We start from the raw sequence: 17,459 nt of genomic DNA, 5'->3' as shown, positions 1-17,459 counted from the left end.
GTTAAAAATACAGCATCTTGAACAAATTTATACCGATAACCGATCGTCTTAAAAACGGCCGGCTGGTTACCGTCCGACAGGCCACCAGCCGTGATGCCTCAGCACTGATTCTTACCATGATGCGCTATATTTCACAGAGCGCCCACCTGCTTTCCACCCCGAATGAGTTCTTTCCCACCAAACAACAGATGCGCGAGTGGATCAAAACCATGGCAGCAGAGGACAACAGTCTGTTGCTGGTAGCTGTCTGTGAAGACCGCATCGTGGGAAATCTGGACCTCAAGGGTGAACAACGTCTGAAAATCCGCCATAATGCGGTATTGGGGATCGGCATTGAGGCGCCGTGGCAGGACCTGGGTCTGGGACGGCTGCTGCTGGAACTCGCGCTGCAATGGGCCGGAGGCAACCCGGTACTGGAACAGTTATGGCTGCATGTCTTTGAATCCAATCAGCGGGCAAGGGTGCTGTATGAATCACTGGGCTTCCGGCAAGTGGCCTGCCAACAGGATTATATCAAAAATGCAGCCGGGCAGTATGAGAATAATCTGATAATGAACATAAAAACAGATATTAAATTTTCCTAAAAAAAAGTCAATACGGGAAAAATACCCCCCTGCGATACCGATGAACCAGCTAACTTAGCCCACGGATTTGATTCATTTCGGATCTACCTATTAATAACCTTAAAGATTTCACTAATGAAGAACATCAGAGTTGTATTATTTATTTCAAAATGCAGGTCTTTTGTCGCCCGGTTGAAAAGCAAAAGCCCTGCAAGAAAAAACAAATTCAGGAAAGAACTGACCGATTATTATGCGATGTATTATTTGTCTTGAAAAGGTGCGGTTAAAAGGGGTAATTTACAATTACACCATTTAATGACGCAGTTGCCATCAGATCATTCAAGCCCCATGTCTTTAATGATAGCAGCAATCTTTTCATCCAGCTTTTTATCGGTTTCATCAAATTTTTCAGGGCCCTCTAAACCTTCTTTTACACTGAAATAAAATTTGATTTTTGGTTCTGTTCCACTGGGACGCGCAGAAATAAGCGAGCCGTCTTCAGTGATAAACTGAAGGACATTGGACTTCGGCAATGCTATCGATGAACTGTCGCCTGTACGCAGGTCGAGCGCCTGGCTGCTCTCATAATCGAGGATCCGGACGACGGGCACGCCGTTGATTTGGCGGGGTGGATGTTCGCGAAATTTTTTCATCATTTCAGCGATCTGCTGTTGACCATCCATACCTTTTTTGGTAATCGATATCAGCTGTTCTTTATAAAAGCCATACCGTACGTACAGTTCTACCAGTTTGTCGAAGAGGCTACGCCCCTGCTGTTTCTCATAGGCTGCCATTTCACAAAGTATGGCCACCGCGCTTACGGCATCCTTATCCCGTACCCGGTCGCCGATCATCAGTCCGAAACTTTCCTCTCCTCCTACAATATAATTTTCACTGCCCTCCTTGAGCCGGATCATTTCGGCGATCCATTTAAATCCGGTCAGCACCCGGTAACAAGTTACATCATTGCCCCGGGCCAGGTCGTCGACCATACCGGTGGTTACAATGGTCGTAATGATCATATCCTCTGGGGTAGCAATCCCTTTTTCCTTCCGGGCTTCCAGCAGGTAATTAAATGCCAGCACCGCTGTCTGATTGCCGTTCATCAGCACCCAATCACCATGATTATTGCGCACACCGATACCTACCCGGTCGGCATCCGGATCGGTCCCCAGCAGAATATCCGCGTCCAGCTTCTTGGCCAGGTCCAGACCGATGCTCATGGTTTCCTTTTCTTCCGGATTGGGATAGGCTACAGTGGGGAAATTACCGTCCGGCGTCGCCTGAGCTTCTACAATGGTTACATTTTTGAATCCATAGCGCTCCAAAACGCGGGGGACCAGGGTAATTCCGGTACCGTGAATCGGCGTGTAGACGATTTTCAGGTTATTCTGCTGCTCAATGACTTCGGGGTAAACGCTCAGCCCCTTGACCATCTCGATATACTTCTCATCGAGTTCGCTGCCAATAATCTCAATATTGGACGCCTGGCCACTCCATTGTACATCAGCGATGGAAATAATCTTCTCCACTTCCGCAATGACATTCTTATCATGAGGAGGTACCAATTGCCCGCCGTCATTCCAATAAGCTTTATAGCCGTTGTACTCTTTGGGGTTATGGGAAGCGGTACAGACGACCCCTCCCTGACAATCCAGGGTTCTGATGGCAAAGGACAATTCTGGTGTGGGCCTTAAATCTTCGAATAAGAATACACGAATACCATTGGCGGCGAATACATGGGCGGTGGTTTCAGCAAAAAACCGGCTGTTATTACGGCTGTCATGGGCAATGGCCACCCGCACCTGCTGGTCCGGAAACGAAGCCTTGAGGTAATTGGCATAACCCTGGGTCGCCATGCCTACGGTATATTTATTCATCCGGTTGGTCCCGACGCCCATAATTCCCCTCAGTCCACCCGTACCAAATTCCAGGTTCTTGTAAAAAGCATCTTCCAGGTCGGTTGGATTTTCTGCCTGTAATTGACGAATGGCCTCCTTGGTCTCCTGATCATAATCACCGCTTAACCACTGCTGTATTCTTTGTTCTGTCGCTGTATCCATAATATTCCAAATTTAGGTTTGGAAGATACAATTTTCTGAATTTCCAAAATCAAAACCCTGATGAATGCTTAAACTAATGATTTCCGAATGGCATTCCGGTCCGAGAACCCGCAGGGACACTCTGATGAACCGGTGTTGCATGCGGGACGGTATGGCTTTAGTCAACTATGCTTACTTTTGCAGCCTGTTCTATGAATTCCTTCAAAAGCACATCCTTTATTTTCTTTTGGATTCGGCCCCTGAAACCGGGGGTATTAACGATCTTTCTGCTGGCAGCTTCCTTTGGTCTTGGCGCCCAGGAATCGTTTGTGGCAGCTTCCTCCGAGGATGGGAGCAGCGAAGCGGCTTCCCTGGCTATCCCGCAGGATACGATGGAATATAGCGACAAATGGCGGTCTGATGCACTCGACACTTCACTGGCATTGAAACACCGGCGGCGGCAACGCATTATTGGTTATGGTAGTATCGGCCTTTACGGCGGCATGCTGATCGGGTTGAATCAGGCCTGGTATGCCCAATATCCCCGCAGCAGTTTTCATTTTTACAATGATAATGGCGAATGGAACCAGGTCGATAAAGTGGGGCATAGTTGGTCAACCTATCAACTGACCCGTTCGGCTTTTGGTGCCTGGAAATGGGCCGGGGCCAGTGACCGAAAAGCAATGCTCTATGCGGGAATCAGTGGTCCGGGTTTTCTGACCGTAATAGAAATACTGGATGCCTTCAGTTCCAATTGGGGTTTTAGCTGGGGCGATATGGGCGCCAATATATTCGGAAGCGGCCTGTTCCTGGGTCAGGAAGCCCTCTGGGGAACGCAGAAACTTCAGTTTAAGTTTTCTTTTCACCGGAAAAACTACGCCGAACCCCTGCTGGAACAAAGGGCGAATGATCTTTTCGGTTCCGCGTGGAATGAAAGAATGCTCAAGGATTATAATGCCCAGACCTATTGGCTTAGTGCGAACCTGAAATCCTTTTTTCCGGAGAGTCGGTTACCCGAATGGCTCAACATCTCTCTGGGCTATGGTGCCGATAATATGTATGGAGGTTACAGCAATGAATGGGCCAATGAATCCGGGGAAAATTTCAGTCGCCATGAGATCCCCCGGATCCGTCAGTTTTATCTGGCACCGGATATTGATCTGACAAGAATCAAAACCCGGCATAAATGGTTACGGACTTCTTTCTACCTGCTCAATTGCCTGAAATTTCCTGCCCCTGCACTGGAACTGGATTCCAGAGGTAAATTGAAAGGACACCTGATTTATTTCTAAATACTGATAACGGTCTAATCCGAACAGGCCATTTCGCGGGGCTCGGGCATGCGGGCCTGTTCCTGCTCCATACGGGCGCGGATTTTCTCCCGCTGCTTTTTGGCCAGGTTAATAAAAAACACACTGCCCAATATGATCGCCAGTCCGGTCAGCTGTAGTGCAGTCAGCCGGTCATGGTTGATCAATACGCCAAGCAAGACCGCTACCAGCGGATTGACGTAAGCATAGGTACTCACCTGGGCGGCACTCCTGACATTCAGCAAAAACACATAAGCGCTATAGCCGATGATCGAACCAAAGACAATCAGATAGGTCAAGGCCCACCAGGCTTTCGCAGGAATAGCCCCCCAGCTGATATCTGTAATCCCTTTACCAGCCGTGGTGGAAATCGCAAATACCAACCCCGCTGCCAGCATCTGCCAGGCGGAATTGACCATCGGGGAAATCCCTGAAACTTTGTACTTGGAATACAGGGATCCCAGCACCCAGCCAATATTGGCCATACATAAAACGATCAGCGGCAGTATGCCGTTATTGAAGTTGCTGGCGCCCAGTTTCTCATAGAAAAGGGCGATCACACCCATCAGACCGACCGACACACCCAGTATGGTAAACTTATTGCTGAAATTTTCACGCCAGTTAACCTTATCCAAAACCAGAAACCAGAGGGGCGCAGAAGCCAGAAAAATGGCCACAAAGGAGCTGGGCAGGTATTGTTCCACCCAAATGACGGCGCCATTACCCAGAAACAGCATCAGGACGCCGCTAAAGGCGGCAGCAGGCAGGCTCTGTCTGTTCCATAGTCTTTCCCCCCGGCTGACCGCCCAGGCCATCATCAGCAAACCTGCAATAATAAAACGGACGGCCCCAAGTACCATCGGAGGTATGTGCTTGACAGCCATTTCAATAAAAAAATAGGTGGAACCCCAAATCAGATAGACCGCGGCAAATGCCAGTGCCACGAGTAGTAAGGAAGGCTTTTTTGTTTGATTCATGATCAGTTGATTGAAATCGTCTGTGTTTCTTTTACCGTTTCCATAACGATGGTAGTTCGCATCGAAAGGATATTGGATATATTACTGAACTCCCGTCTTTTTAATTCCATCAATTCTTCCGTGCCCGATACCCGGACTTTCACCAGATAACAGTCGTCTCCGGCAATATGATGAACTTCCTGTACCTGGGGAATGGCGGCCAGCGCCTTGGCCGAAGCATCGGAACCGAACTCGTCTCCAGATTTAATAAAAATAAAAGCCAGCAGGCCCTTCTGCAAAGCGACCGGATTTAATTGGGCGGCATAACCCCGGATAACACCCTTTTCCTCCAGTTTGCGCACCCGTTCCAGCACGGCCGAAGGCGCCATACTCAGTTTTTTGGCCAGTGCAACATTGGTAATACGCGCCTGCTGCTGCATCAGTTTCAGGATACTGAGATCCGTAGTATCCAATATTATTTCATTCTCATCCATCCCACAAATATAGAATATAATTCAGCATTATTACAAATAATAAGAATAATATTCGTTATATATTGTTTAAATCTTAATATAATTCTAAGACCCAACCAAGAATCATTGCCGTTAATTCATAAAATTCTGAGAAACACGAATCCCGGAATATGTTTCTGACCAATCCCGGCTATTTTTGCAACCTGCGATCCCCAACCATCCGCTGCCAATCGGATGCATCGGGCATTCCTTTAAAACAAATCAATATCGATGAAAATTTTAGGGTATCTGGTTCTGATTTCAATCGTTTTTAACGGATTTGCCTGTGGCGATTCCGACCGTTCTGCAAAAAATACTTCTGACCCGAACCCGTCGGCACCGCCGGCGATCAGCCTGTCGGTGATCAATTCCTTTCCGCACGACACCAGTGCCTTTACCCAGGGCCTGGTAATTTACAAGGGCCAATTGTACGAAGGCACCGGTGGGGCAGCCTATGATCCGGGCACTGAGAAATTTTCCCGGCTGATGCAGGTAGATCTACCGAGTGGTAAAGCGCTTAAAACCCATAAACTGGATCCAAAATACTTTGGAGAAGGAATCACGATTTTAAATGATACCCTCTACCAGCTGACATGGAAAGAACACACGGTGTTTGTGTATACCCTGCCTGATTTCAAAAAAGTAAAAGAATTCCAGATTCCTACCCAAGGCTGGGGCATTACCCATAACGGAAAAGAGCTGATTGTCAGTGATGGTTCCAGTAACCTGTATTTTTATGACCCTTCCAGTTTCCGGCTATTGCACAATCAGGCGGTTACCCAGGGAGGCGATCTTGCCTTCAACCTGAACGAATTGGAATACATCGATGGGTTTGTCTATGCCAACCAATGGCAACAGCCTTATATTTTTAAAATCGACCCCAACTCCGGGCAGATTGTGGGACGGATCGATGTTACACAGATCTGGGAACGGATCCGCAAAATCGATCCCCTGGCCGATGTTCCCAACGGCATCGCTTATGACGATCAAAGCAAAAAAATCTATATTACGGGTAAGAAATGGCCTGAACTCTACGAAGTGCAATTAGGACAGTAGGCGAAGCTGGCGATCCTTAGTTTCTGCCAATTACATAAATGACGGAACAACAGGCTTCCGTTTGGCCAATTGCATGAATATTGGAGGCCAGGCCGTGCAGGCCCGCACTGATATAACTGATTTTTCCGTATTTGTATTTGCTGCTGAGCATATCCACATAGAAACTGTCAAACCACATCGGCAACCGTTGAATTATCTTTAATCCATGCTGCGCCATTAACTGCTGCATGGAGGCCGGCGAAAAATGGTAGAGGTGCCTGGGCACATCATAGCCGGCCCAGTATTCCTTATAAAAACCAGCATCCTTGCTGGTATAATTGGGAACCGCTACAAATAGTCTGCCCTGATCCCGCAATAAGGCTTTCAGCCGGGACACCGTTGCATGCAGGTCATGTACATGCTCGAGGACATGCCATAAGCTAATAGCGTCAAAACCTGCGGATGGCAGTTGGTATAAATGATGTGCCGGTTCTGTTTGTAAGCCATAGAGTTCAAGCGCCATTTGGCGGGCATCCGCATCAGGTTCCAGACCCGTCACCTGCCAGCCCTGTCGCTGCATGGTATGCAGAAAACTGCCCGTGCCACAACCCATATCCAGAATCTGACCCGCTTTTTTCCCAGTATATTGTTTGACGATGGACGCCTTTTGTTTCAGGGTAATACGTCGCACCCGCTGGTAGAGGCTACTGATCCGATCCTTGGAAGTATTGGAATGCGAGATATAGTCCTCCGATTTATAATAGGCCCCTATCTCCTGCTGATCAGGAACGTCCTGGGTGAACCGGGCCGTGCATCGCCGGCAGTGCAGGATTTCAAAAACCTTACCGCTGACCGTATAATCCTTCACGAAAAACACGGGATCGAGCATATCCGACTGACAAACAGGACATTGTTGATAATGGATATCAGGCATTCTTATAAGTTAATGATCCTTATTAAACGCCGGTTAAACGGCAAAACTGGTGCCGCAACCACAGGTACTGCTGGCATTGGGATTAGAAAAAGTAAAGCCCCGGTTATCCAGGCCCTCATTCCAGTCAATCTCCATGCCGGCCAGATAGAGTTCATGAGCGCTGTTGATCAGGCAGGGTATGCCATCAATCAAGAAAGACTTATCCTGGTCGGTAGCACTGTCGAAACCCAGCACATAACTCATACCGGAGCAGCCCCCCCCCTTTACACCTACCCTGAGTTGCTGGCTTTGATCAAATCCTGGCTGGGCCATCAAACGCTTGATTTCTGCAATAGCTCCCGCCGTCATGGTAACCGGAGTCATCGTTGCTGTTTGCATATCCATATGGCAAAATTACACAATTGCTGCCAGTATCAAAAAGCACTGTTGCTGAAGCCCGGAATTAGCCATTTCGATTAAATTCCGGGCGCTTCATCCGTCGGTGGTGCTTTGATGGGAGCCGCCGGCTGTTCCTGTTCGTGCCGGGCCACCATATGGTCATTATGAAGGTTTTGTATGGAATCATGACTTTCTACTTCCACTTCTTCCACCCATACGGCGTACTGGGTCGGGAATATATTCATCCCATGGTGTATGGCGAAAACCCGGGTAAATGCAGCACCAAAATACAGAATCACGGCAGAATAATAGACCCAGAGCAGCAAAACAATGATCGACCCCGCAGCGCCATAGGCGGAAGTCCAGCGGCTGTGATTCAGATAATAGCTGATCAGAAATTTACCGAGCATAAATAACAGCGCCGTTGCAAATGCACCGGCCCGCACCGCCCGCCAGCGAATACGGGCATCGGGCAACACTTTAAAAATCAAACCGAACAAAAAAGAAGTAACCAGGAATGTTAGCAGCAGATTTGAAATATAGGCAATCGCTACCTGAGTTTCGGGGATGATCCGGGTTATCTGTTCCAGAAAAATATCCATCAGGCTATTGGCCAGTAACGATACCAGCAACAGAAAGCCAAGAGAAATCACCATTGAAAAAGAAAGCAGCCGGTCCAGGATCAGTTTAATCCAGCCACGACCCTTTCTGGGTTTGGTACGCAAACGCCAGATCATGTTAATAGAGTCCTGAATTTCAGCAAAAATGCCTGTCGCACCAAAAATCAGGGTGATCAGACCGATAATCATGGAAATTCCCTTATCCGGAAACCGGGATGCATTATCAATGGTATCCCTGATTTGCCGGGTCGCGCCCGCGCCTACAAAATCCCGGATCTGTGAGAAAATACTGCTTTCCACCGAGCTGTTATGTCCCGATACCAGATCAGCGACCCACAAAATAACAATTAACAGACCGGGCAGGGCAATGATGGTGTAATAAGCCAGGGCCGCACTGAGTTTCAGGATGCGCATATCAAAAAAGGCATCGATGGACTGGGTCAGTATTTTCCAGGCTTTTTTCAAAAACTATTATTTTAATTTTTTATTATCCGCATGGCGTTCCTTGTCCCGACCGGTCTTCTTTCTGAAATTCTCTTCTAAAGCGCCGGTGAGGTCGATACCCGTTTGATTGGCCAGACAGAACAATACCCACAAAACATCTGCCATTTCATCAGCCAACAGGTCTTTTTCGGTACCGGCAGCAGGCGCTTTATCTTTTTTATAGGATTGCTGTCCGAACTGACGGGCCATATGACGGGCGAGTTCACCTACTTCCTCCGTTAAAATCGTCATATTCGTTAATTCATTGAAATATCCGCCACCAATGGAACGGATCCACTCATCAACGCTTTCTTGTGCTGCTGCTATCGTCATACTATATTTTATTTTTTGTGTCAATTATTATGGTGACCGGGCCGTCATTGATCAGCGACACCTGCATGTCTGCGCCGAAGACCCCGGATTGAACCGGCCGACCCAGATCTTTCCTGAGTTGCCGGATCATTTCTTCATATAATGGTATGGCCTGTTCCGGCCGGGCTGCGCTGATAAAAGATGGCCGGTTTCCTTTTTTGGTGGCCGCATGAAGGGTAAACTGACTTACCAGTAAAATGCCACCTTCTATTTCCTTTACCGATCGGTTCATCTGTCCCTGCGCGTCACCAAAAATCCTTACTTGTACGATTTTCTGACTCAGCCAGCACAGGTCCGCTTCGGTGTCTGCTGTTTCAATGCCCAGCAAGACAAGCAAACCCTGATCAATGGAGGCCTGCAACTGACCATCGATATGCACACTGGATTTTGAAACACGTTGAATAACTGCCCGCATGATTAACTTTTTTACATACCTACCAATAAAAATATAAATTAATTTAGCAAAATGGATATTAGTACGGAACTGCAGTTCCAGACGACCCGCAGCAGTGGTAAGGGAGGGCAGCATGTCAATAAGGTGGAAACAGCAGTTATTGCAGTTTTTGATATGAATCGTTCCCAACTACTGGCTGCCGACCAAAAACTATTACTGATGCAGCGGCTGGCACATCGCATCAGTGCAACTGGACAGCTGCAACTGCGTTCCCAGTCACATCGCAGCCAGGCAGCCAATAAAAAAGAGGTCGTTGCCAAAATGAACCGATTGGTGACCAAGGCACTGGAGATAAAAAAGCCCCGCATTGCCACCAGGGCTTCCCGGGCATCGGTTGAAAAAAGAATCGAACGCAAAAAAAGAAAATCTGAAATTAAGAGCAACCGCAGGAAACTACCCTATTCCGGCTTCTAACCAGGGAATCATTGCCAGCGGTGCTGCAGTCGCTGTGAGGAGCGACAGCGTTTTCCCAGTTTCCAAAATAGTTTTTAAAATAAGATAATCCCATTAAATTTGTAGGCTATGCGTGGTACCAAGGATATTTCAAACAGATACGGTTATTTTCAGTTACTAAGCATTGGATTGTTGTTTTTTATCGCCTGTAAAAGCCCTTCGGATACGGCTGCTGATGATACACACAAAGATTCAGTGCATTCCTGTATGAAGGTGCCTTCCCGCTTTGCATCAGGTGCTGATTCCGCCGCCGTAGCGTTTAGCGGTGACAGTTCAGTAACCGGCATGATGTATATTCCCGGTGGTAGATTTGAAATGGGCGGTGACAACAAACAGGCCAGTAAAGATGAATACCCCAAACATGCTGTCCAGTTGGATCCTTATTATATGGATATCACCGAAGTCACCAATGCACAGTTCCGCGCATTTGTGGACGCGACCGGATATATCACTACTGCAGAACAAAAACCCGATTGGGAAACTTTGAAAAAAGAACTTCCCCCCGGCACCCCCAAACCGTCGGAAGACATGCTGGTGGCAGCTTCCCTGGTCTTTAAATCTTCTGATCGTCCCGTAGATCTCAATGACTATAGTCAATGGTGGAGCTGGGTTGCGGGAGCAAACTGGCGGCATCCTCAGGGTCCGGGCAGCAGTATTGAAGGCAAGGACCATTATCCGGTGGTACAGGTCAGCTGGAATGATGCCCAGGCCTATTGTCAATGGGCCGGTAAAAGACTGCCTACGGAAGCGGAATGGGAATTTGCGGCCCGTGGGGGCCTGATAGACAATATTTATCCCTGGGGCAATGAACATGTGAATGCCGGCCAGCCCAAGGCCAATAGCTGGGAAGGGAAGTTCCCCTACCTGAACGAAAAAAAAGACGGCTATGTTACCGCAGCGCCGGTACAAAGCTTTGCGCCCAATGGATACGGACTTTATGATATGGCCGGCAATGTCTGGGAATGGTGCAGTGACTGGTACCATGCCGATTACTACAAGCAGCAGGAAGGAAAACTTTCTGTTAATCCTCAGGGTCCGACCAGTTCTTATGATCCCCAGGAACCCAGTGCAAAAAAAAGAAGCCTTCGCGGGGGCAGTTTTCTGTGTAACGACGCTTATTGCAGCGGTTACCGGGTAGCCCGCAGAATGAAAAGCACGCCGGATACCGGACTTGAACATACCGGCTTTCGCTGTGTTAAAGATATAAAGACCGTTAAAAAATAATAAAATCAATGTTTTATGCCTCAAATTACATTTAAAGGAGAAGCCGTAAATACGGTTGGAACCCTGCCGCTGGTGGGTTCTGAACTGAAAAGCTTTATACTGGTAAAAAATGACCTTTCAGAAGCAACCCTCGCTGACTATAAGGGTAAAAAACTGGTGCTGAATATTTTTCCCAGTATCGATACCGGCACCTGCGCAACTTCAGTACGGTCATTTAATGAACGCGCTGCCGGTCTGGAGAATACCGTGGTGCTGAATATTTCCAAAGACCTGCCCTTTGCCCAGAAACGCTTCTGCGGCGCCGAGGGCATTAACAATGTCGAAACCCTTTCTGATTTCCGGGGCACATTTGGCAATGATTATGGCGTACGGTTGGCAGACTCGCCCTTAAAAGGCTTGTTAAGCCGCGCGGTGGTAGTTGCTGACGAAAACAATAATATTCTCTATACCGAGCAGGTCGCTGAAATTACTTCGGAACCCAATTACGAAGCCGCGTTAGCCGCATTAACTGCTTAGCTGTATTTGTGGAACGGAATTCAAGAATTATAGCCAAGAAGAGGGCTGCGGTGCCCTACTATTGGCACTGGTTACTGACTTTTATTAGGGGGCAGGTTGCTGTTGACGATCTTTTAACAGGATGCCGGCCCGCTCCAGGGCCTGCTCCAAATTGGGGGTCACATTGGCCTTGCCAATGGCAAAAAGCAATCTGGCCTTTCGTAAATCGCCCAGGACAGACGGACTGGTAATATCCGAAAGAATCAGCCTGCTGCCCTTGCGGACCAATTCCCTGTGTATTTCCCTGAGGGCATAGATGCCCGTGGCATCAATAACGGGCACTTCACCCATTCTAAGTATCAGGACCTCCGGCGACGGGTGCATAAACCGCATGGCCTCCCGGAACTTGTCAGCAGCGCCAAAAAACAGCGGTCCTGAGATTTCAAAAACCTGTAATCCTTCAGGAAGTTCCTCAGCAACCTGGCTTTCTTCGGAGTCATTCAACCAGGGCCCTACCGAACTGACTTTGATCATATGCCGGATGAACAGAAAAGCGGCCAGTATCATACCAATCTCGATGGCTACCGTGAGATCCACAAAAACCGTTAAAAGAAAAGTGACGAGCAGTACCACCCGATCATTGGCAGGTCCCCGAAGCACCCGTCTGAAACTTTCCCATTCACTCATATTATAAGCAACGACAATCAATATCGCCGCCAGGGCCGGCAGGGGTATCAGTACCGCCCAGCGACCCGCAAATAACATGATCAGCAGCAAAGTAAGGCCATGAACGATGCCGGCAACGGGTGTACGTCCGCCATTTTTAATATTGGTTGCCGTGCGTGCGATGGCACCGGTAGCCGGAATGCCACCAAAGACAGCAGAACCTATATTGGCAATTCCCTGTGCCACCAGTTCCATATTGGATTTATGCCGCCCCCCGATCATCCCATCCGCCACTACGGCCGACAACAGGGATTCAATGCCGCCCAGCAATGCGATGGTAAAGGCGGGCTGAATCAGTTTTCTAACGGTTTCATAGCTCAGATCCGGAATACCGGGAGCGGGCAGGCGGTCCGGTATGCTCCCGAACCGGGTACCAATCGTCTCCACAGGAAGCTGCGACAGGTTCACCAAAAGGGTCGTAAGAATCAGGGCGATAAAAGTACCGGGTATTTTTCGGGTAATCCGGGGAAACAGGGCGATGATGCTTATCGTGAACAGCCCGGTGCCCAGCGCATACCAGTTGGTCGTATCCAGGTGCCGGATGTACTGCTGCCATTTGCCGGGAAAATCTGCCGCCAGGTTTGCTATCTCCAGACCCAGCAGGTCTTTGAGCTGTGCCGAAAAGATAATCAGTGCGATGCCACTGGTGAATCCTGTAATAAGCGGATAGGGAATGAATTTAATCACCGAACCCAATCGGGCCAGCCCCATAATAATCAGCAGGATGCCGGCCATAAAAGTGGCGATAATAAGTCCCCCGACGCCAAAGCTTTGCACGATACCATAGACGATCACAATAAAGGCACCGGTAGGTCCTCCGATCTGTACCCGACTGCCACCGAGTGCGGATATCAGGATTCCTGCAATGATGGCAGTTATGAGTCCTTTTTCCGGCGTAACGCCGCTGGCAATCGCAAAAGCAATCGCCAGTGGCAAAGCTACAATGCCCACAATGATCCCTGCAATGATATCACTGCGGCATTGCTGCCACTCGTAGCGGCGCAAGGTTTCCAGCAGTTTCGGCCTAAACATATCAGGAAGATTTCCGCAGGTATTTGGTCAGGATCACAATGGTCTGACCGTTGATCTTGCCTTCTACCTGTTCCGTATTGTCGGGTACCAGTCTGATCTTCCGCACAATCGTTCCCTTGGGTGCCGAAAAACTGGTCCCTTTCACATTGAGGGCCTGGGTCAACACGACGGTATCGCCTTGATGCAATACCACGCCATTGCTGTCCAGATGCTGCTCCTTAATTTCAAAGGCAGATAAAGCCCAGTGCATCACGGATTCCTCAGGCTCCACCGCGCCAAGTATATCGCTGGCCCATTCCTGATCTTTAAAGCGGGTTAATAAGCGGTAGCTCAAAGCTTGCACACTGGGCGTCTCATTCCAGATGCTGCCCGCCAGACATTGCCAGTGCGTCGCGGCTTTGGGATCCTCCAGCGATTCCAGACAGGTATCGCAAAGGGCAACTTCATTTTCGATATGGTCGTGATTTCTGGGACTTACGGCATAAGCCTGTGTGGCTGCCGCGCCGGCACATAACTCACAAGTGCCTTCACAGCGTCGCTGCAATTCGGGGGTAATGACAGTACTCATATATTTTAAGTTGATAGTAAATAATTCCCTGGTATCAGCTGGTCTTTATCCAGCATTTCAGCTGGTTGTCGGAGTAATCATGCTGCAGTTGATATTCCGGCGGTATCTCATCTTCCAGACTATGAAAAGTTACCAGACGGGTCCCGGGCTGTTTCTCCTGCAGTCGCTGCCGCAGGAAACGGTTGTAATAATCATATAACTCTACTGAGTAATCGATGGCCTCATCGATTCGCTCCAGACTGTCCAGGTTTTCATAGAATGCATTGAAAAAATAAAAATGGTCAAACCGGGTAAAATCCAATTGGGTAAAATTGGCATGGATGAAAGTTGCGTTGCCGATCTGTAATTTTTCTCTGGCCAGCTCGGCGTGTCCAAGCAAATGCCGCCGCTGCTCAACACCAAAAAATTGGGCCTGGGGCGCATAACAGGCACCTGCCAGACAAAACTTGCCTACGCCGCAGCCGATATCCAGGATCCGGATATCCGAAGCGGTATTCAGAAAGTCTGCGGCCTGCCTGATTATATGCAAGGGGGTCCAATGATAGCTCGACAAGGCGCCGATCTCCGGTGGATAGAGCTGATCAAATACCATATCTGATTTCAAAAAAGATGCACTGTCCGGCTGTATTTGCCTGTCCGGTTCACTATCCAACAAAACTTTTCCCATTTCCTGTATATAAAAAATAACTGCAGTGTTCGCTGCCGGGGCGCAAAGTTCGCTATTAAACCCCGGAAATTAGATGCAATTTATCAGTGAAAAAACTGCATAATATCAGTTTTGAAAAGGGGTACCTTTGCCACCATGAGTATTGAGGGTATTTTCCCCATTGAAAAATGGGATTTCAAAAGGGAATCGATCCTTTCCGGGCTGCCTCCCGAAGACCTGGATATGCTGATGCAACACCGGGTAGAACAGGTATACAAGAAGGGGGAAATGATCTTCAGAGAAGGCTGGACAGCAAGGGGGATATTCTATATCATCGACGGTGTCGTGAAAAAATACAAACTCAATGACAGCGGCAGAGAACAGATCTTCTATGTGGCGAATTCAGGAGAACTGATTGGCTATCATGCCGTACTGGCCGAAGACCTGTATCCTGATTCAGCCACTGCCCTTCAGGATAGTAAGATTGCTTTTATTCCCCGGGAAGGCTTTCTAAATCTGCTGCAGCAATCCAGGATTTTCAATTCCAGAATACTTAAGATACTAAGTCATGAATTTGGCGTGCTGATTAATAGTATCAGTTTGATCAGTCAGAAATCCGTTCGCGAAAGGATGGCCTTACAACTCGTAGTTCTGCGAGAGAAATACAAAGTAGATTTTCAACCAGGCAACCCTGTGGTCATCAATATGAGCCGCGAAGATCTGGCCAGTCTGGTAGGAACTGCCACGGAGAACGCCATCAGAATACTTTCTGAATTTAAAGAAGCCGGCATACTGGAAACCCGGGGAAGGCAGATTTTGATTCACGATGTCGCCGGGCTCGTAAAACTGGCCAATGGCAAATAGCTTTCTTATATAAGTGTCGGAAATTAACTGCCGGAAAACAGGGTAAACCCTTTGAAATCCGCTTAAAAAAAGCTATCTTTAAGAGCATCAGTCATAACCTATAAACCACTGATGAAAACATGTCAGCGATGGCCCTGTTGGGTGCACAGACATGGCAAAAACTTATGACAGCGTTATCAAAAACCATCCTTTTATTGTGTATTATAGCTGCGGCGATTTATTTGCCGCTGGTAATCCTGGAGCACAGAAAAAAACATGAAACCTGGATTTATTATGTACTGATTTTTCTGACGACAGTAGCCCTTTGGCAATTCTACGGATTCTCGATAATATCGCGCAGCAATCCATCGGGACCCCATCCTTTTGCCAGGATTTTCAAACTGGCGTCCATGGCACTGCCGGCAATTGCCATTTTGATATTTCTGTTCCGAAATAATTTATGGCCGGCTTTGAAAGATTTCTTTGATCCTGAGTATCCCACACAGGATCAGTTGATGAAGAATACGAAAGCCCTGCCTTATTGGAAGGAACGGTTCTATATCTTTATCTACAAAACACTATTACTGCTAATTACGGGTGCGGTTCTTGGCTGTTTTGTAGCGATGACACAGGGATTCTTCCCTTTCTGGTTTATTCCGGTTTTTATTTTAGGTACGATCGGACTGGGATGGACATTCGTAATGATCTTTTTCAGGTATATAAGACGCAAACAATCGCCCTCCCCCAACCCAACCCATCTTCATCGTCAAACCGCAGTTCCGGCCCGCATTGATGCGTGCAGCTTCTCCGGCATGCGCATACTGGAATCCAGGGACCTGATGTTCATTACCCTCACCGTATTCCCTGGTGTCGGAACGCCTTATCAGACAACGATTCGTCAATTTCTCACGGATGCGCAAGCTGCGCAAATGGAATCCGGCAAGCTGGTATCTTTTTTTGAAGATGAGCGACAGCCGGGCTATGGTACGATCGCAATACCCACTGCACCGCTGGTGATACGGCCCGATTATGAACATTACACTGCCCGGCAAGTGTATCCCCTTAAAACCAAAACCAGCTATCTGGAGCTGTTTAAAGGACCGGCTAATCCCTTACTGCGTTGGACCGGCTGGTTGCTGGCGCCCGCCTTATTTGTTTTTGGCTTTCTTTCCCCTTACATGATTACAGGTAATTTGGAATGGATGCAGTTAAAAATAAAATACTTCCCCCAAAAACTCATGCTGCAGCGCAAAGGCAATTTCAATCCGGAATTATTTAAAATGGCATTCGACAAAGCCGTAGACTGGATTGGCAACCAACGTGTAGAATCCGTTCTTTTTTACCAGGACTTCACCAATATCACCGCCGAAAACTATAAAAAGCCCGGTTATGTGAGTATGGTTACGATTCATGGCAACTCAGTAGACGGACGACATATGACTTATCGGATGGAACCAGAGCGAATGTTCCATTTTGACTCTCTCCGATACGAGGTGTTCGAAAAAGTGCTGAAAGATATTGCTACCAGCTACAATCTCAAAGATGTTATGTATATCGGTTTGCGAAAAAGCAGGCGTTGGGGCACACGTGACCGCAGAATCCGGCCCGATTTTTCTCAATACTATGCAGATATTCACGTCGTATTCGACGGTGGCGAGAAGTCGCTCCAGTATAACGGTAAAACGGGAGCCCGGATGCCCCGATAACGGTTGCTATCCCTCAATTTCGGAATTTTAAGAGATGAGGAATGTATAATATTTAATCATTTGATTAAAACATTTGGTTAATTCAGGAAATTGTTTTTACTTTGTGC

19 protein-coding genes are annotated in these 17,459 nt (G+C 47.9%); 8 read left to right on the top strand and 11 right to left on the bottom strand.

Translation table 11 applies throughout. From position 1 onward, the window contains the following. Positions 1–17: 17 nt before the first annotated feature. Positions 18–584 (top strand): GNAT family N-acetyltransferase, encoded by a 567-nt coding sequence (locus ACYVI9_RS11440; protein ID WP_460764680.1) that lies wholly within the window; start codon positions 18–20, stop codon positions 582–584. A 314-nt stretch (positions 585–898) separates the two neighbouring features. Here ACYVI9_RS11440 and ACYVI9_RS11435 read toward each other — a convergent pair whose 3' ends face one another. Next, positions 899–2,626, bottom strand: a complete 1,728-nt coding sequence (locus ACYVI9_RS11435) for a phospho-sugar mutase (RefSeq protein WP_460764678.1) — start codon at positions 2,624–2,626, stop codon at positions 899–901. A gap of 191 nt (positions 2,627–2,817) precedes the next feature. Between ACYVI9_RS11435 and ACYVI9_RS11430 the strand changes: the two genes are divergently transcribed. Next, positions 2,818–3,897, top strand: coding sequence for a DUF2279 domain-containing protein (locus tag ACYVI9_RS11430; protein WP_460764676.1), 1,080 nt, complete (start codon positions 2,818–2,820; stop codon positions 3,895–3,897). Positions 3,898–3,911: 14 nt separating this feature from the next. Here ACYVI9_RS11430 and ACYVI9_RS11425 read toward each other — a convergent pair whose 3' ends face one another. Both ACYVI9_RS11425 and ACYVI9_RS11420 read right to left on the bottom strand, forming a co-directional pair. After that, positions 3,912–4,892 carry an EamA family transporter gene (locus ACYVI9_RS11425; RefSeq protein WP_460764674.1) on the bottom strand — a complete coding sequence of 327 codons (981 nt, stop codon included), beginning with the start codon at positions 4,890–4,892 and terminating at the stop codon, positions 3,912–3,914. Between the two features lie 2 nt (positions 4,893–4,894). Next, positions 4,895–5,365 carry an Lrp/AsnC family transcriptional regulator gene (locus ACYVI9_RS11420; RefSeq protein WP_460764672.1) on the bottom strand — a complete coding sequence of 157 codons (471 nt, stop codon included), beginning with the start codon at positions 5,363–5,365 and terminating at the stop codon, positions 4,895–4,897. Positions 5,366–5,614: 249 nt separating this feature from the next. Between ACYVI9_RS11420 and ACYVI9_RS11415 the strand changes: the two genes are divergently transcribed. Further along, positions 5,615–6,439 carry a glutaminyl-peptide cyclotransferase gene (locus ACYVI9_RS11415; RefSeq protein WP_460764670.1) on the top strand — a complete coding sequence of 275 codons (825 nt, stop codon included), beginning with the start codon at positions 5,615–5,617 and terminating at the stop codon, positions 6,437–6,439. Positions 6,440–6,455: 16 nt separating this feature from the next. Here the strand turns inward: ACYVI9_RS11415 and ACYVI9_RS11410 are convergent, their stop codons facing one another. The 5 genes from ACYVI9_RS11410 to dtd all read right to left on the bottom strand — a co-directional run bounded on the left by ACYVI9_RS11410 (position 6,456) and on the right by dtd (position 9,620). Next, complete coding sequence (locus ACYVI9_RS11410) at positions 6,456–7,352, bottom strand: class I SAM-dependent methyltransferase (protein WP_460764668.1); 897 nt, start codon at positions 7,350–7,352, stop codon at positions 6,456–6,458. A 33-nt stretch (positions 7,353–7,385) separates the two neighbouring features. Further along, on the bottom strand, positions 7,386–7,736 hold the full coding sequence (locus ACYVI9_RS11405) for a HesB/IscA family protein (protein ID WP_460764666.1): 351 nt from the start codon (positions 7,734–7,736) through the stop codon (positions 7,386–7,388). A 71-nt stretch (positions 7,737–7,807) separates the two neighbouring features. Further along, positions 7,808–8,815 (bottom strand): YihY/virulence factor BrkB family protein, encoded by a 1,008-nt coding sequence (locus tag ACYVI9_RS11400; RefSeq protein WP_460764664.1) that lies wholly within the window; start codon positions 8,813–8,815, stop codon positions 7,808–7,810. Between the two features lie 6 nt (positions 8,816–8,821). After that, on the bottom strand, positions 8,822–9,166 hold the full coding sequence (locus ACYVI9_RS11395) for a nucleotide pyrophosphohydrolase (protein ID WP_460764662.1): 345 nt from the start codon (positions 9,164–9,166) through the stop codon (positions 8,822–8,824). Between the two features lies 1 nt (position 9,167). Then, on the bottom strand, positions 9,168–9,620 hold the full coding sequence (dtd, locus tag ACYVI9_RS11390) for a D-aminoacyl-tRNA deacylase (protein ID WP_460764660.1): 453 nt from the start codon (positions 9,618–9,620) through the stop codon (positions 9,168–9,170). 51 nt (positions 9,621–9,671) lie between these two features. Between dtd and arfB the strand changes: the two genes are divergently transcribed. From arfB to tpx, 3 genes are all read left to right on the top strand, one after another. Further along, entirely contained in the window at positions 9,672–10,073 is a 402-nt protein-coding gene (gene arfB, locus ACYVI9_RS11385) for an alternative ribosome rescue aminoacyl-tRNA hydrolase ArfB (RefSeq protein WP_460764658.1), read from the top strand. Between the two features lie 108 nt (positions 10,074–10,181). Continuing rightward, positions 10,182–11,336, top strand: coding sequence for a formylglycine-generating enzyme family protein (locus ACYVI9_RS11380; RefSeq protein WP_460764656.1), 1,155 nt, complete (start codon positions 10,182–10,184; stop codon positions 11,334–11,336). Positions 11,337–11,351: 15 nt separating this feature from the next. Continuing rightward, positions 11,352–11,852 (top strand): thiol peroxidase, encoded by a 501-nt coding sequence (tpx, locus tag ACYVI9_RS11375; protein ID WP_460764654.1) that lies wholly within the window; start codon positions 11,352–11,354, stop codon positions 11,850–11,852. Between the two features lie 84 nt (positions 11,853–11,936). Here the strand turns inward: tpx and ACYVI9_RS11370 are convergent, their stop codons facing one another. Genes ACYVI9_RS11370 through ACYVI9_RS11360 form a run of 3 tightly spaced genes read right to left on the bottom strand, consistent with a single transcriptional unit; the run spans position 11,937 to position 14,824 of the window. Continuing rightward, positions 11,937–13,589, bottom strand: coding sequence for a SulP family inorganic anion transporter (locus ACYVI9_RS11370; protein WP_460764652.1), 1,653 nt, complete (start codon positions 13,587–13,589; stop codon positions 11,937–11,939). Between the two features lies 1 nt (position 13,590). Then, positions 13,591–14,157, bottom strand: a complete 567-nt coding sequence (locus tag ACYVI9_RS11365; RefSeq protein ID WP_460764650.1) for a PhnA domain-containing protein — start codon at positions 14,155–14,157, stop codon at positions 13,591–13,593. A gap of 34 nt (positions 14,158–14,191) precedes the next feature. After that, positions 14,192–14,824, bottom strand: a complete 633-nt coding sequence (locus ACYVI9_RS11360; protein WP_460764648.1) for a class I SAM-dependent methyltransferase — start codon at positions 14,822–14,824, stop codon at positions 14,192–14,194. Positions 14,825–14,935: 111 nt separating this feature from the next. Between ACYVI9_RS11360 and ACYVI9_RS11355 the strand changes: the two genes are divergently transcribed. Both ACYVI9_RS11355 and ACYVI9_RS11350 read left to right on the top strand, forming a co-directional pair. Further along, positions 14,936–15,667 (top strand): Crp/Fnr family transcriptional regulator, encoded by a 732-nt coding sequence (locus ACYVI9_RS11355; RefSeq protein ID WP_460764646.1) that lies wholly within the window; start codon positions 14,936–14,938, stop codon positions 15,665–15,667. 119 nt (positions 15,668–15,786) lie between these two features. Further along, a complete protein-coding gene (locus ACYVI9_RS11350) occupies positions 15,787–17,352 on the top strand; it encodes a hypothetical protein (RefSeq protein WP_460764644.1) in 1,566 nt (521 codons plus the stop codon). The last annotated feature ends 107 nt before the right edge of the window (positions 17,353–17,459 follow it).

This window comes from Niabella terrae (assembly GCF_054783135.1).
Note: the sequence above shows the minus strand (reverse complement) of the source record. Positions and strands in the feature narration are given on the sequence as shown.

What these genes read in the sequence shown, in the direction of transcription:
- ACYVI9_RS11420 (WP_460764672.1), bottom strand. Translation starts at nt 5,365, where the DNA reads ATGGATGAGAATGAAATAATATTGGATACTACGGATCTCAGTATCCTG.
- ACYVI9_RS11415 (WP_460764670.1), top strand. Translation starts at nt 5,615, where the DNA reads ATGAAAATTTTAGGGTATCTGGTTCTGATTTCAATCGTTTTTAACGGA.
- arfB (WP_460764658.1), top strand. Translation starts at nt 9,672, where the DNA reads ATGGATATTAGTACGGAACTGCAGTTCCAGACGACCCGCAGCAGTGGT.
- ACYVI9_RS11410 (WP_460764668.1), bottom strand. Translation starts at nt 7,352, where the DNA reads ATGCCTGATATCCATTATCAACAATGTCCTGTTTGTCAGTCGGATATG.
- ACYVI9_RS11435 (WP_460764678.1), bottom strand. Translation starts at nt 2,626, where the DNA reads ATGGATACAGCGACAGAACAAAGAATACAGCAGTGGTTAAGCGGTGAT.
- ACYVI9_RS11360 (WP_460764648.1), bottom strand. Translation starts at nt 14,824, where the DNA reads ATGGGAAAAGTTTTGTTGGATAGTGAACCGGACAGGCAAATACAGCCG.
- ACYVI9_RS11395 (WP_460764662.1), bottom strand. Translation starts at nt 9,166, where the DNA reads ATGACGATAGCAGCAGCACAAGAAAGCGTTGATGAGTGGATCCGTTCC.
- ACYVI9_RS11425 (WP_460764674.1), bottom strand. Translation starts at nt 4,892, where the DNA reads ATGAATCAAACAAAAAAGCCTTCCTTACTACTCGTGGCACTGGCATTT.
- ACYVI9_RS11380 (WP_460764656.1), top strand. Translation starts at nt 10,182, where the DNA reads ATGCGTGGTACCAAGGATATTTCAAACAGATACGGTTATTTTCAGTTA.
- ACYVI9_RS11365 (WP_460764650.1), bottom strand. Translation starts at nt 14,157, where the DNA reads ATGAGTACTGTCATTACCCCCGAATTGCAGCGACGCTGTGAAGGCACT.
- tpx (WP_460764654.1), top strand. Translation starts at nt 11,352, where the DNA reads ATGCCTCAAATTACATTTAAAGGAGAAGCCGTAAATACGGTTGGAACC.
- ACYVI9_RS11430 (WP_460764676.1), top strand. Translation starts at nt 2,818, where the DNA reads ATGAATTCCTTCAAAAGCACATCCTTTATTTTCTTTTGGATTCGGCCC.
- ACYVI9_RS11405 (WP_460764666.1), bottom strand. Translation starts at nt 7,736, where the DNA reads ATGGATATGCAAACAGCAACGATGACTCCGGTTACCATGACGGCGGGA.
- ACYVI9_RS11350 (WP_460764644.1), top strand. Translation starts at nt 15,787, where the DNA reads ATGTCAGCGATGGCCCTGTTGGGTGCACAGACATGGCAAAAACTTATG.
- dtd (WP_460764660.1), bottom strand. Translation starts at nt 9,620, where the DNA reads ATGCGGGCAGTTATTCAACGTGTTTCAAAATCCAGTGTGCATATCGAT.
- ACYVI9_RS11370 (WP_460764652.1), bottom strand. Translation starts at nt 13,589, where the DNA reads ATGTTTAGGCCGAAACTGCTGGAAACCTTGCGCCGCTACGAGTGGCAG.